Raw genomic sequence first — 12579 nt, 5'->3', positions numbered from 1 at the left:
CCGGCAGGATTACCGGGGCCCTCGCCGTGGTCATCAGCCCTTGAACGGGCCACGGCCCGCCGCGGCTCCCGCCGGGCCGTCCCGACCGCCGAGCTCCCCGGCCCGCCCGGAGCTCCGTCCGAGGAAGGTCTCCGATGACCGATCTCGTCCACCCCGCCCGCGCGCTGTGGTGGCTCTTCGAGCCGGTGCACGCCGTCACCTACTTCCTGCCCGAGGGCCGCGCCGCCTTCGAGGAGGCCGGTCTGCACGGCCGCCTGCACGGCTACTTCGCCACCCGATCGGCCCCGCTCGGCGCGGTGGACGCCCCGCCGGTGACCGCCGCCTTCTTCAACTTCTCCCCCTCGATGGTCGAGCGCGCCCTGCCGGAGGTGTGGAACCACGCGAGCCCGGAGGAGGCGCTGACCGCCCGGCTGAAGGCCTCCGCGACGATCCTGGAGGGGCTGCTGGAGCACGTGGACAAGGAGCAGGTCGAGCTGGTCGCCGAGACCCTGGAGCAGGCCGCCACCCGGCTGGACTGCTCCGGGCGGGTGCTGGCCGCCGCCAACGCCGCGCTGCCCCGCCCGAGCGGCCTGTACGAGCGGCTCTGGCAGGCCGCCACCGTGATGCGCGAGCACCGCGGCGACGGCCACGTGGCCGCCCTGGTGGCGGCCGGGCTGGACGGCTGCGAGGCCCTGGTGGTCCGCTGCGCGATGGACATGCGGCGCGAGATGCTCCAGCCGCTGCGCGGGTGGACGGACGCCGAGTGGGAGGCGGCGGCCGACCGCCTGGTCGAGCGCGGCTGGCTGACCGCCGAGGGGACGGTCACCGAGCTCGGCCGGATCCGTCACCAGACCCTGGAGGCCGCCACCGACCTGGCCGCGGCCCGGGTCTGGGACGACTACCCGCGGACCGAACTCGACCGGCTCGCCGCGGCGTTGAAGCCGATCTCGGCGCTCTGTCGCGGCCGGCTGCCGATCAACCCGATGGGACTGCCGGACAACCAGTGACCGCTCCGCGACGTCAGGGCGAGGAGACCCGGGGCGGGCCGAGCACGATCCCGCGTCCGGCGTAGAACCGCCCGAACGACCGCCACGGCACGCGCGCGAAGGCCTGCGACTCCCCCGGGAACCCGGAGGGGTTGTGGATCAGCAGCGCCGTGTCCGTGGCACCCACCGCCAGGACCAGGTGCCCACCGCGCCGCACCGGCTCCGGCCCGTACGGCTCCCGGATCGACGGGTGCACCGAGACCATCACCAGCCGGCCGTCGGCCACCTCCGACGACACCTCCTCGGGCGTCAACTCCCTTGCCCGCGCGGCCAGTCCCCAGCGCCGCTCGACGTACTCGGCGAACGGCGCGTGGATCAGCCCGCGCAGGCTGTCACCGTCCCGCAGGTAGGCGCCGGCCGCCACGCACTCGCCCGCGAGCGCCAGCGCCGCCGGGGTCACGCCCCACCAGTGCGCCAGCGCCATCCGCAGACAGGCCACCCCGCACAGCCGCCAGGACCACCACGCGTACTCCTCCGCGGTGGCCGCGCCGGACTGCCCCCAGCGCGGATCGGCGGACGCCTCCAGCCGCCCGTCGACGATCTCCCGCACCAGCTCCGCCGACTCCCACTGCGCGCGGTACGGCACCTCGTGCACCACCCGCACCGACCGCGCCGGCGCCTGCGGCCGCGCGTCGCCCCGATCCACCATTCCCCGACGCTCTCACGGCACGGCGGCCGGGCGGCCCACGACACTCCCGGCGCAGCCGTACTCAGGCGCCGGGGGCCGGCGCGGCCCCGACCTCGGACTCGCCAGCCCCGACCTCGGACTCGCCAGCCCCGCCCGGCGCCGTCCGTGCCCCACTGGTCTCCGGCTCCGACCGGCCGGCCTGCGGCTGCGGCTGCGGCTGCGACCCAACGGCCTCCGGCTCCGGTGCCGGCTCCCGGTAGGCCAGCCGCTGCGCCGCGTGCCGGCCGCGCGCCTCCACCGGCAGCGAGCCGGTGGCGCCGGCCAGACCGAACGGCGGCATGTCGAAGTAGATCGACTCGTACCCGCCCGGCGGCGCGATGTACGTCTCGTGCCAGAGCCCGACGTGCCCGCGGGCCTTGCCCTCCCGCAGCTTGCGGTTGGCGATGCCCCACACGGTGTGGTGGAAGCCGTCCGGCGCGCTCGCGTAGCCGTACAGCTTCTCCTTCGACTCCCAGTACTGGACCACGTAGTAGGTGCGCGGCGAGGCGGTCAGCAGGATGCGGCCGCGCAGGCCGCGCTCGGGGGCGCGGCGCAGGTCGTACAGCATCCGGAGCATCGAGAACATCACCGGACCCCAGTGGTGCACGGCCCAGAAGCGGTTGATCCGCATGCCGATCAGCAGCACCACGGTGTCGCCGGTGGCGGCGGCGGTGGTGTAGCCCGGCTGCGGCTTGGCGAACAAGGCCAATTGTGCCTCCCCGTACCCTTGCCCATGTAAGCGGTGACTAGACCAGTGCCGGGCGGCCCGGTCAAGGCTCGCCACCCTCACAATTCGGCTACTGTGCGGGCGGGTTGACGACACCCGAGGCCGGGGGCGCCGGTCCGCGGCCGGCTCCCGCGGGTGCGCGCGGGGCCCCGGCCCCCGACGAAGGGGCCGGGGCCGGACGCGGACGGCCTACCAGGCGTAGTCCTCCGGGGCGGGCCGGTGGCCCGGGAAGAGCTCGTCGAGGTGGTCGAGGGTCTTCTGGTCGAGCTTGAGGTCGAACGCGCCGATGGCGGCGTCGAGGTGGGCCGGGGTGCGGGGGCCGATGATGGGGGCCGTGACGGCCGGGCGGGAGAGGAGCCAGGCGAGGGCGAGGTCGGCGGGGTCGGCGCCGAGTTCGGCGGCGAAGTCCTCGTAGGCCTGGATGCGGTCGCGGTGCTTGGCGAGGAGTTCGCTGGCGTAGGGCATGGCGCTGCGGTCGCGGGTGCCCTCGCGCTCCTTGCGCAGGACGCCGCCGAGCAGGCCGCTGCGCAGCGGGGACCACGGGATCAGCCCGAGCCCGTAGTGCTGGAGGGCGGGGACGACTTCGAGCTCGATGGCGCGGTCGAGCAGGTTGTAGAGGGACTGCTCGCTGACCAGGCCGAGGAAGTGGCGGGCGCGGGCGGTCTCCTGGGCCTGGGCGATGTGCCAGCCGGCGAAGTTGCTGGAGCCCACGTAGACGATCTTGCCCTGGGCGACCAGGACCTCCATCGCCTGCCAGATCTCCTCCCAGGGCGTGGCCCGGTCGATGTGGTGCATCTGGTAGAGGTCGATGTGGTCGGTCTGGAGGCGGCGCAGGCTGGCCTCGACGGCCTTGCGGATGGCGAGCGCGGAGAGCTTGCTCTCGTTGGGCCAGTCGCCCATGTCGCCGTAGGCCTTGGTGGCGAGGACGGTGCGCTCGCGGCGTCCGCCGCCCTTGGCGAACCAGCGGCCGATGATCTCCTCGGTCCGCCCCCGCAGCCGGCCCTCGCTGTCGCGGCCGTAGGTGTTGGCGGTGTCGAAGAAGTTGATGCCGCGCTCGTGGGCGGTGTCCATGAGGCGGTGGGCCTCGGCCTCCTCGGTGTGGGGGCCGAAGTTCATGGTGCCGAGGCAGAGGCGGGAGACGGTCAGGCCGGTGCGGCCGAGGTGGGTGTACTCCATGGCGCCCCACCCAAGACCACACCGGCTCCGCTGTCCAGCACATTTGGCGGGAGTGCCGGAACCCGGCGGATCACCGCCCGTGAGTGGCGAACTTCCGTACGGCGAGCGGCATGCAGACTGCCAGCAGCAACGCGCTCCAGAGCAGTGCGGCGAGGACGGCGTGCTGTGTGGGCCAGGCGGAACCGGCCGCCGAGGGGTTGCCGAACAGTTCCCGGCAGGCCTGGACGACGGAGCTGACCGGGTTCCAGTCGGCGAGGAACCGCAGCCAGCCGGGCATGCCGCCGGTCGGCACGTACGCGTTGGTGATCATCGCCAGCGGGAAGACCGCCACGGACAGCTGACCGGCCGCCTCCTCCTTGCCGACGGCCAGGCCGAGCAGGGTGCCGACCCAGGTCATCACGAATCGGAAGAGCAGCAGCAGCGCGAACGCCCCTGCCGCGTCGGCGAGTCCGTTCCGGGCCTGCCAGCCGGTGGCGAGCCCGACCAGGGCCAGCAGGGCCAGGACGACCATGCTGACCAGCAGGTCGGCGAGGGTCTGCCCGAGCAGCAGCCCGGTGCGCGAGACGGGCATGGAGCGCAGCCGGTCGGTGACTCCGCGCGAGACGTCGCGGGCGGCGCCGACCATGGTCGGCATGATGCCGTTGGTGGCCACCATGGCGAACAGGCCGGGCATCAGGAACTCCCGGTAGTCGCCGCCGCCCGGCACCTGCATGGCACTGCCGAGGACGTAGCCGAAGACCACCACCATCACCACCGGCACGCCCAGGGAGGCGGCCAACAGGCCCGGTGAGTGGCGGTAGTTGAGCAGGACGCGGAGCACCGAGGTCCAGGTGCCGGTGGCGAGCCGGCCGATGCCGGACGGTCGCGCCGGGGCGATGTGCGCAGTGGTCACCGGGCGGCCCTCCCGGCGTCCGCGGACTCCTGGGTGAGCGCGAGGAACACGTCGTCCAGCGAGGGCGCCCGCACCGCGACGTCCTGCGCGACGACCCCGGCGCCGTCCAACTCCCGGACCAGCGACGGCAGCAGGACGGACACGCCGGGCGTGGTCAGCACCGCGACGGTCCGCTCGGCGACGTCCACCCGGGCGTCGCCCCCGGTCATCGAGGACAGCACGACGGCGGTGGCGGCGAGTTGTCCGGGGTCGGCCAGGGTGACGGAGACCTGGCTGCCGATCGCCGCCTTGAGGCGGTCGGGCGGCCCGGTGGCGATGGCGGCGCCGTGGTCGACCACCACGATGTCGTCGGCGAGCCGGTCGGCCTCCTCCAGGTACTGGGTGGTGAGCAGCACGGTGGTGCCGCCGTCCGCGAGCTCCTTGACGGTGTCCCAGATCGCCTGTCGGCTGCGCGGGTCGAGCCCGGTGGTGGGCTCGTCCAGGAAGAGCACCGGCGGGCTGGTGACCAGGCTGGCGATGAGGTCGAGGCGTCGGCGCATGCCGCCGGAGTAGGTGCGCACGAGCCGGTCGGCGGCCTCGGCGAGGCCGAAGCGGGTGAGCAGTTCGTCGGCGCGCTCCCGGGCCCGGCGGGCGCCGAGGTGGTGCAGCCGGCCGAGCAGGCGGAGGTTGTCGCGGCCGGTGACGCCCTCGTCGACGGCGGCGTGCTGCCCGGCGAGGCCGATGGCGCGGCGGACGTCCTCGGCGGCGCGGACGACGTCGTGTCCGGCGACCCTGGCGGTGCCGCGGTCGGGGGCGACCAGGGTGGCGAGGACGCGGACGGCGGTGGTCTTGCCGGCGCCGTTGGGGCCGAGCAGGCCGCAGACGGTGCCGGCCGGGACGGCGAGGTCGAGGCCGCGCAGGGCCTCGGTGGCGCCGAAGCGTTTCTCCACGCCCGCCATCTCGATGGCGGGTCGGGCGGTGTCGGACATGGCTCTGCCCCTCTCTAGGTACAGCGTACGTAGAAGCGCGCGCAGGCGCATCCTACTACGTACGCCGTACGTATCTACGATGGGGAAAACGAGGTGATCTTCCAGTGCCGTCCAGCAAGCCCACGCCGTCCAGCACGCCCACGCCGTCCAGCACGCCCACGCCGTCCAGCACGCCCGCACCGGGCGGGTCCGCGCCGGCGTCCAGCAAGCCCACGCCCCCCGAGGCCCCCGAAGTGATCTGGCTGCGCCCCGAGCGCACCGGCCGCGGCCCGCGCCCGGCCCACAGCCGCGACTCGATCGCCGCCGCGGCCATCGGGATCGCCGACGCCGAGGGCCTGGACGCGGTCTCCATGCGGCGGGTCGCGGCGGCGCTCGGCGCGGGCACCATGTCGCTCTACAACTACGTGCCGAAGAAGGAGCACCTGCTCGACCTGATGCTCGACGCGGCCGCCGCCGAGTACCGGTTCCCGGCCGCGCCGAGCGGCGACGTCCGGGCCGACCTCGCCGACCTCGCCCACCAGCAGCTCGGCATCTTCCGCCGCCACCCCTGGCTGCCCGCGCTGGTGCTGGCCCGCCCCGGCATCGGCCCCAACGCCCTGCGCTACACCGACCACTTCCTCGCCGCCACCGCCCCCACCGGCCTCGGCGGGAGCGACCGGATGGAGGCGATGGCCCTGATCAACGGCTTCATCGCCCAGTTCGCCCAGTTCGAGCGGACGGCGGCCGCGGGCGCCAAGTGGCAGTCCGAGCTGGTCGGTTACCTCGGCCGGGCGGCGGCGAGCGGTGAATTCCCGCACCTGGCCCAGGCCTTCGCCGCCGCGGGCCCGCCCGCCGACCCGGACCGGGCGTTCGACCGCACCCTGGACCGGGTGATCTCCGCCATCCTGATGCCGACGGGCGACAACTGACGCACCGTCAGCCCGTGAGGACCTCCCTGGTCAGCAGCCCCGCCACCCGGCCGTCCAGCAGCACCAGCACCGCGGGGCGCCCGCCGGCCAGCGCCGCCCGCGCCTCGGCCGCCGACTGCCCGACGCCGACCGTCGGCAGCGCCGGCCCGAGCAGCGCGCCCAGCGGGTCCTCCGGCTCGGCCCTGCCGTCCGCGAGCGCCGCCGTCAGCACCTCCCGGGACACCGAGCCCGCCACCTCGGTCGCGTTCACCCCGAACGGGCGCGCCGGCCGCGCCAGCACCGCCGGGGCGACGCCGCCCGGCGCGTCCCGCAGCGCCCGGGCCGCCTCGCCGACGGTGGTGCCGGCGTCGACCGTCACCAGCGGCCCGGCCGCCTCCAGCAACGGGCGCAGGCCCTCCGCCTCCTCCTCCAGGAAGCCCCACTCCCGCATCCACGCGTCACTGTGCACCTTGGACAGGTAGGAGCGGCCCGAGTCGGGCAGCACCACCACGACCAGGTCGTCCGGCCCGAGCGTCCGCGCCACCCGCAGCGCCGCCGCGACCGCCGTGCCGGAGGACGGGCCGGCCAGCAGGCCCTCCTCGCGCGCGAGCCGGCGCGCCGTCAGCAGCGACTCGCGGTCCTGGATCCGCTCGAAGGCGTCGATCACCTCCGACCGGTAGGCCTGCGGCCAGCGGTCCTCGACGGTTTCGGGGTGGAGGAAGTGCCCGATGCTCTCGACGAACCACGGGCTGCCGTCCCCGCCCCCGTACGAGGAGGACTCCGGGTCCGCGCCGACCACGGTCACCGTGCCGCCGGAGGCCTCCTTCAGGTATCCGCCGGTACCGGTGATGGTGCCGCCGGTACCGACGCCCGCGACGAAGTGGGTGACCCGGCCGCCGGTCTGCTCCCAGATCTCGGGGCCGGTGGTCCGGACGTGCGCGTCAGGATTGGCCAGGTTGTCGTACTGGTTGGCCAGCCAGGCACCGGGGATCTCCTCGGCCAGCCGCTGGACCACCTTGAACAGGTGCCTCGGGTCCTCCTGGGGCACCAAGGTCGGCGCGAGCACCACCTCGGCGCCGTACGCGCGCAGGATGTCCGCCTTCTCGGCCGCCGCCTTGTCCGCCACCCCGGCGATCACCCGGTACCCGCGCTGCCGGCCGACGATCGCCAGGCCGATGCCGGTGTTGCCGGAGGTCGCCTCGATGATCGTCCCGCCCGGCCTCAGCAGGCCGTCCCGCTCGGCGGCCAGCACCATCGACAGTGCGGCGCGGTCCTTGACGCTGCCGCCGATGCTGAGGAACTCCGCCTTGGCGTAGATCGGCGCGGCGATCCCGGCGCCGAGCCGGGCGAGGCGGATCAGCGGCGTCCCGCCGATCGCGTCGAGGACGGATTCGTGAACTGCGGCCATCGTCGGCCCCTTTCGCTGGCGCTGTCCGTCCGAGCCTGCCCAGGCCAGGGGCCCGGTAGACGGCGGCGACACCGTTCCTCACGGACCGCCTTCGTCCAGGCCGTCGACGCCCGCCCCCTCCCCCTTCCCCGCCTCACCGCCTAACCGCGCCGGCTCCGCTTCCCCGGGCCCCCGGTCAGGGTGGCCCAGAAGCCCCGGCGCTCCGTCGGCGGGACCGCCGGGGCCGCCGTCGGCTGCGGCTGCGGCTGCGGTTGCGGTTGCGGTTGCGGCGCCGGTTGCTCCGGGACGATGCCCTGGGCCCGGGCGGCCGCGAGCCAGCTCGGCAGCTCGGCGAGCAGCAGGTCGTACAGCTCCTCGTCGGAGACCGTCCGGGGATCGCGCCCCAGGTGGACGAAGCCCGCGTTGTCGATCGGCCGCTTCTCCGGGACGGGCAGTTCGTCCAGCTTCCGCAGGAAGTCGAACTGCCTGCCGTCCGGGTCCCCGAAGCCGATGAACTGCCAGAAGATCGGCAGCGTCGCCGCCTCGCACAGCCGCTTCTCCGCCGCGCTCTTGCTGATCGGGCCGCCGTCCGTCTGGAACAGGACGAAGGCCGGCTCCGTGGCCCCGCTCTCCCGGTAGTGCCGGACCACCGCGTCCATCGCCAGGTGGTAGCTGGTCTTCCCCATGTGCCCGAGGCCCGCGACGATCCGGTCGATCCAGCCCGCGTGGTCCGTCAGGGCGATCTCGGCCTGGGCGTCGACCTCGGTGGAGAAGAAGACGACCGGCACGCTCCCGTCGTCGTCCAGGTGGGCCGACAGCCCCAGCACCCGGTCGGCGAGCGCCTGGACGCTGCCGTCCTTGTAGTAGGGCCGCATCGAACCGGAGTAGTCGACCACCAGGTACACAGCCAGCCGCCGGCCGTTCAGCCCGCGCCGCTCGACCGAGGCGCCGGCCGTCTTGTAGAGGCTCACCAGCCCGGGCGCGCTCCGCTCGACCTTGCTCAGACTGACGGCCATGTCCCGCTCCCTTGCCCACTGCGGCAGCCGAGCTGCCGGCGCGCGTGATCGTCAACGCGCTCCCGACACTCTGCGGGGCGGACGGCGGCCACGGCAAGCCTTCGCCCCGACCCGCCGCTCACCAGCCGTCCGGGTGCCGCGACAGCCAGTCGGCGTGCCGCTCCTTCAACCGGTCGCGCTCCTCCGGTGTGGCCAGGTGGACGTCCGCGCCGCCGTCGTACGGGTGGTACAGCCGCCGCATCCCGGTGTCCGTGACGATCACCCCGGCCTCCCGCTCGTCGGCGACCCGGCGCAGCAGCCGGTCCAGGCCGCCCCGCCGCCACTGCCGCCGCTCCACGAAGACGTGGCAGTAGGTGCGGAACTCCGGCTCGGGGTCGTCGCTCTGGAGCCAGGTGCGCCAGTGCCTCGCGTCCCGGCGCATGCGGGGGACGCTCGTCCTGCTCGTCCACCTGGGCGTGAGGACGTACACCTCGGCGCCGGCGAACAGCTCGTCCAGCACGGTGTTGTGGCGTTCCAGGACGATCGCGTACTCGCGCTCGTCGTCGGGGTACCGCTTGGACTCCGGCAGGCTGTGGAAGCGCACCCAGACGTCCCGTGCCCGGCTGTCGATCTCGTGCCCGACGGGCTCCGTGCCGGGCCACCGCCGCTCCCAGAGCGCGGTCAGCGCGTCGCGATCCACCAGCTCCCCTCCTCCGTTCCGGCAGGCGAGTCTGCCACATCCGTCCCACCAGTCCCGGCCTGGTGAAATCCCCTCGTCACGGCCGCCCGGCTCCCGTAGCGTGGTTCGGTCGATCTTGAGGGCAGAACGGGGCACCACATCATGCAGCAGCACCACGGCTGGGCCGACGAGCGCTTCGGCGCCGTCGCGGACGCCTTCGCCGCCAACTTCACCGAGTTCCCCGAACTGGGCGCCGCCGTCACGGTGTTCTCCGGCGGCCGGAAGGTGGTCGAGCTGTGGGGCGGCACGGCCGACGACCGCACCGGCCGGGCCTGGACGCAGGACACCGTCGTACCGGTGTTCTCCTGCGCCAAGGGCCCGGTGAGCATCTCCGCGCACCTGCTCGCCCAGCAGGGCCGGCTCGACCTGGACGCGCCGGTCGCCCGCTACTGGCCGGAGTTCGCCCGGAACGGCAAGCAGGCCGTCACCACCCGGATGATCCTCGGCCACCGCGCCGGCCTCCCGGCCCTGGACGCGACGCTCTCCTTCGAGGAGGTCGCCGCCTGGGATCCGGTGATCCGGGCGATCGAGGCGCAGCGGCCGCTCTGGGAGCCGGACTCCACCCACGAGTACCACGGCCATGTGTTCGGCTTCGCGGTCGGCGAGGTGATCCGCCGGATCACCGGGCTGACCCCGGGCGTGTTCCTGCGCGAGGAGATCGCCGAGCCGCTCGGGCTGCCGGTCCGGATCGGCCTGCCGGAGAGCGAACTGCCGCGCCTGGCACGGCTGGTGGAGGCCGAGGGCCGCCGTCCGATGCCGGGCCCGGAGCACCTGCTCACCCGGATCGTCACCATGAACGGCGCCCTGGTCTTCCCCGGCCTGGACGTGCCGCACGGCTGGAACGACCCGGACCTGCACGCGATCGAGCTGCCCGGCGCGGGCGCCGTCGCCTCGGCCACCGGTCTGGCGGGCCTCTACGCGGCGGCGGCCACCGGCCTGGACGGCGGCGAGCGGCTGCTCTCCCCCGACACCGTGACCGACGCGGTGCGCGAAGTCTCCTCCGGAGCGGGCTTCCTGGGCTTCGACCTGGGCGCCCGCTGGGGCTCCGGCCTGCTGCTGGACTCCCCCGCCTTCCGCCCGCTGCTCGGCGCGCGCAGCTTCGGCAACGACGGCGCCGGCGGCCAGTTCGCCTTCGGGGACGACGAGTTCGGCGTCGGCTTCGGCTACGTCGCCAACCGGATGATCGGCCACGGCGACGCCCGGGCGAACCGCCTGATCGAGGCGGTGCGCGGGTGCCTGGGCTGACGGGCTTCCTCCCGCTCGTCACCGGCCTGGCCACCACCGGCGGCCTCGGCGAGCTGCGCTACGGCGCCTCGCTGCCCGAACTCGCCGCCCACTACGGCGATCCGTGGGACGGCGGCCGCGTCCACCGCGGCCACCGGTGGCCGCACGCCTTCGGCTGGGGCGACGTGCAGACGGTGTTCTGCCGCTGCCGCCGGCTCCACGCGCTGTCGCTGCCGGTCTGGCACGGCGAGCTCGACCTCCCCCGGCCGGGCGGCGGATCGGTGACGCTCGACACCCACGTCTCCGAGCGGGACCTGATGGCGGCGCTGACCGCCACCGGCCACAGTTGGCGGACGGTGACGTACGAGAACCTCCCGGGCCAGCGGAACCTGGAGTTCTCGCCGGCCGAGGAGGTCCGGGTCGAGCTGGTGCTCACCGACCGCGACGGCTACGACCGGCCGCCGCTTCCGGAGTGGGTGCTGCACAAGGCGGTGCTGTGGGGCTTCGAGCACGTCGAGTGCCCCGCGCCGGACGACGACCTGCCGGACGACGGCTGGGGCGCCGGCGACCGGTAGGGCCGCCGCCGACGCCCGCCCGGGCCGCCCCGTCCCCGGTGGGGGTCGGCCGGCCGCAACCGCGACGGCGCGCCTCAGCCCAGCGCCCTCGGCAGCACCACGCGCACCCACTCCTCCGGCTGCGAGAGGTGCGGGGCGTGCCCGGCGCCCGCGTACAGGTGGCGTTCCGGTTTGGGCAGGGCGAGGTCGATCAGGTCCAGCACCTCGCCGAACATCGGGGCGCTGTCGTCGCTCTGGGTGAGCAGCGCGGGCTCGCCGAACCGGGACAGCCCGGTGAGGTCGAGGTCGAGCGCGTCCGGGTCGCGCAGCTCGTCCAGGTAGGTGGGCGCATTGCGGATGTAGGTGTGCCGGACCGGCGCGGGCAGCTGCTCCCAGGCGCCGGGGCCGAGGGCGAGGCTGTCCACGTACAGTTCGGCGGCGGCGGCCGACTCCGCCTGCTCCAGCAGCTCCCGGACGGCGGCGATCCGGCCGGCGAAGGCGGTGCCGATCGGGCGCAGGTCCGGGTCCGCGAGCAGGATGCCGGTCCCCGGCGGCTCGTGCACGGCGATCCCGCGCAGCAGGTCGGGCCGGGCGGCGGCGAGCCGGAGGGTGACCAGTGCCCCGTAGGAGTCGCCGTAGGCGAAGGCGGGCGCCAGGCCCAGCCCCTGGATCAGCCCGGCCAGGTCGGCCGCGTCCTCGTGCACCGAACCCTGGGTGAGCGGGTCCTCGCTGCGACTGTGCCCCCGGCGGTCGTAGGCGACCGCGGTGGTGGACTCGGCCAGGCCCGGCAGCACCCGCGCCCAGGAGTCCGCATCGCTCCAGGAACCGTGCACCAGGACGACGCCGGGGCCCTCACCACGGGCCTCGTAGTGCAGCGCCACCCCGTTCACCCTGATCTCGGCCATCACGAGTCTCCCGATCTCGGCGGTGCTCCCCCACCAGCGTGACACAACCGCCCGGAAGGCTCAGGTCCTCCGGTGGCGGGCCCGTCGAGGGCGGCCGGGCGGATCGCGAGGGCCGCCTCCCCTGGTGATCGGGCGCCGCGCGGCCGTGCCGGACCGCCGTCCCCGGCCACCGCGGTCGCCCGGCGCCCCGCCCACGGCGGTCACCCGGCGTCACCGGCCGCCCCGCCACCGCCCGTTGCGGTGACGGTCCGTTACCGGTGTTCCGGGTGCGGGCCTCAGCTCAGCACCCGCACCGGCGGCTCGTCCCGGGTCCCGTCCTCCGCGACCACCGTGAACCGCTCCGGGCCCGACACCGACAGGTCCACCGGGTAGAGCGACGCGGTGTCGTTGACGTCCAGCACGGCGCTCTGCCGCCCGGTCGCCACCTCCACCC

At 74.6% G+C, this 12579-nt stretch carries 11 protein-coding genes and 2 pseudogenes; 4 read left to right on the top strand and 9 right to left on the bottom strand.

What is annotated here, in order from left to right:
• Window positions 1–134: 134 nt before the first annotated feature.
• Window positions 135–986 carry a hypothetical protein gene (locus ACIQOV_RS07820; RefSeq protein ID WP_401046089.1) on the top strand — a complete coding sequence of 284 codons (852 nt, stop codon included), beginning with the start codon at window positions 135–137 and terminating at the stop codon, window positions 984–986.
• A 13-nt stretch (window positions 987–999) separates the two neighbouring features.
• Here the strand turns inward: ACIQOV_RS07820 and ACIQOV_RS07815 are convergent, their stop codons facing one another.
• From ACIQOV_RS07815 to ACIQOV_RS07795, 5 genes and pseudogenes are all read right to left on the bottom strand, one after another.
• Window positions 1000–1674 carry a C39 family peptidase gene (locus tag ACIQOV_RS07815; RefSeq protein ID WP_359897367.1) on the bottom strand — a complete coding sequence of 225 codons (675 nt, stop codon included), beginning with the start codon at window positions 1672–1674 and terminating at the stop codon, window positions 1000–1002.
• Window positions 1675–1906: 232 nt separating this feature from the next.
• Window positions 1907–2395 (bottom strand): annotated as a pseudogene (locus tag ACIQOV_RS07810) (DUF4188 domain-containing protein); the annotation flags it as partial.
• A gap of 213 nt (window positions 2396–2608) precedes the next feature.
• A complete protein-coding gene (locus tag ACIQOV_RS07805) occupies window positions 2609–3595 on the bottom strand; it encodes an aldo/keto reductase (RefSeq protein WP_401046087.1) in 987 nt (328 codons plus the stop codon).
• Between the two features lie 70 nt (window positions 3596–3665).
• The gene (locus ACIQOV_RS07800; RefSeq protein WP_380542771.1) at window positions 3666–4487 is read right to left on the bottom strand and encodes an ABC transporter permease; all 822 of its coding nucleotides are present in this window, start codon (window positions 4485–4487) and stop codon (window positions 3666–3668) included.
• Window positions 4484–5455, bottom strand: a complete 972-nt coding sequence (locus ACIQOV_RS07795) for an ATP-binding cassette domain-containing protein (RefSeq protein ID WP_401046083.1) — start codon at window positions 5453–5455, stop codon at window positions 4484–4486. The genes ACIQOV_RS07800 and ACIQOV_RS07795 overlap by 4 nt, the downstream gene beginning before the upstream one ends.
• Window positions 5456–5559: 104 nt before the next feature.
• Here ACIQOV_RS07795 and ACIQOV_RS07790 point away from each other — a divergent pair, with 104 nt between their 5' ends.
• Complete coding sequence (locus ACIQOV_RS07790; RefSeq protein WP_401046081.1) at window positions 5560–6363, top strand: TetR/AcrR family transcriptional regulator; 804 nt, start codon at window positions 5560–5562, stop codon at window positions 6361–6363.
• A 7-nt stretch (window positions 6364–6370) separates the two neighbouring features.
• Here the strand turns inward: ACIQOV_RS07790 and ACIQOV_RS07785 are convergent, their stop codons facing one another.
• The 3 genes and pseudogenes from ACIQOV_RS07785 to ACIQOV_RS07775 all read right to left on the bottom strand — a co-directional run bounded on the left by ACIQOV_RS07785 (window position 6371) and on the right by ACIQOV_RS07775 (window position 9424).
• Entirely contained in the window at window positions 6371–7750 is a 1380-nt protein-coding gene (locus ACIQOV_RS07785) for a pyridoxal-phosphate dependent enzyme (RefSeq protein ID WP_401046079.1), read from the bottom strand.
• Between the two features lie 284 nt (window positions 7751–8034).
• Window positions 8035–8745 (bottom strand): annotated as a pseudogene (locus ACIQOV_RS07780) (vWA domain-containing protein); the annotation flags it as partial.
• A 118-nt stretch (window positions 8746–8863) separates the two neighbouring features.
• The gene (locus tag ACIQOV_RS07775) at window positions 8864–9424 is read right to left on the bottom strand and encodes a hypothetical protein (RefSeq protein ID WP_401046077.1); all 561 of its coding nucleotides are present in this window, start codon (window positions 9422–9424) and stop codon (window positions 8864–8866) included.
• A 141-nt stretch (window positions 9425–9565) separates the two neighbouring features.
• Between ACIQOV_RS07775 and ACIQOV_RS07770 the strand changes: the two genes are divergently transcribed.
• Both ACIQOV_RS07770 and ACIQOV_RS07765 read left to right on the top strand, forming a co-directional pair.
• Window positions 9566–10708, top strand: coding sequence for a serine hydrolase domain-containing protein (locus tag ACIQOV_RS07770; RefSeq protein ID WP_401046075.1), 1143 nt, complete (start codon window positions 9566–9568; stop codon window positions 10706–10708).
• Window positions 10696–11262, top strand: coding sequence for a hypothetical protein (locus ACIQOV_RS07765; protein ID WP_401046072.1), 567 nt, complete (start codon window positions 10696–10698; stop codon window positions 11260–11262). Before ACIQOV_RS07770 ends, ACIQOV_RS07765 begins: the two co-directional genes overlap by 13 nt.
• Before the next feature lie 74 nt (window positions 11263–11336).
• Here ACIQOV_RS07765 and ACIQOV_RS07760 read toward each other — a convergent pair whose 3' ends face one another.
• Window positions 11337–12146 (bottom strand): alpha/beta fold hydrolase, encoded by an 810-nt coding sequence (locus tag ACIQOV_RS07760; protein WP_380542756.1) that lies wholly within the window; start codon window positions 12144–12146, stop codon window positions 11337–11339.
• Window positions 12147–12579 lie beyond the last annotated feature (433 nt).

The organism is Kitasatospora sp. NPDC091257 (assembly GCF_044757675.1).
GTDB classification, from domain to species: domain Bacteria; phylum Actinomycetota; class Actinomycetes; order Streptomycetales; family Streptomycetaceae; genus Kitasatospora; species Kitasatospora lactacystinica.
The sequence above is the reverse complement of the archived record's forward strand: the minus strand, read 5'-3'. Positions and strand labels throughout refer to the sequence as shown.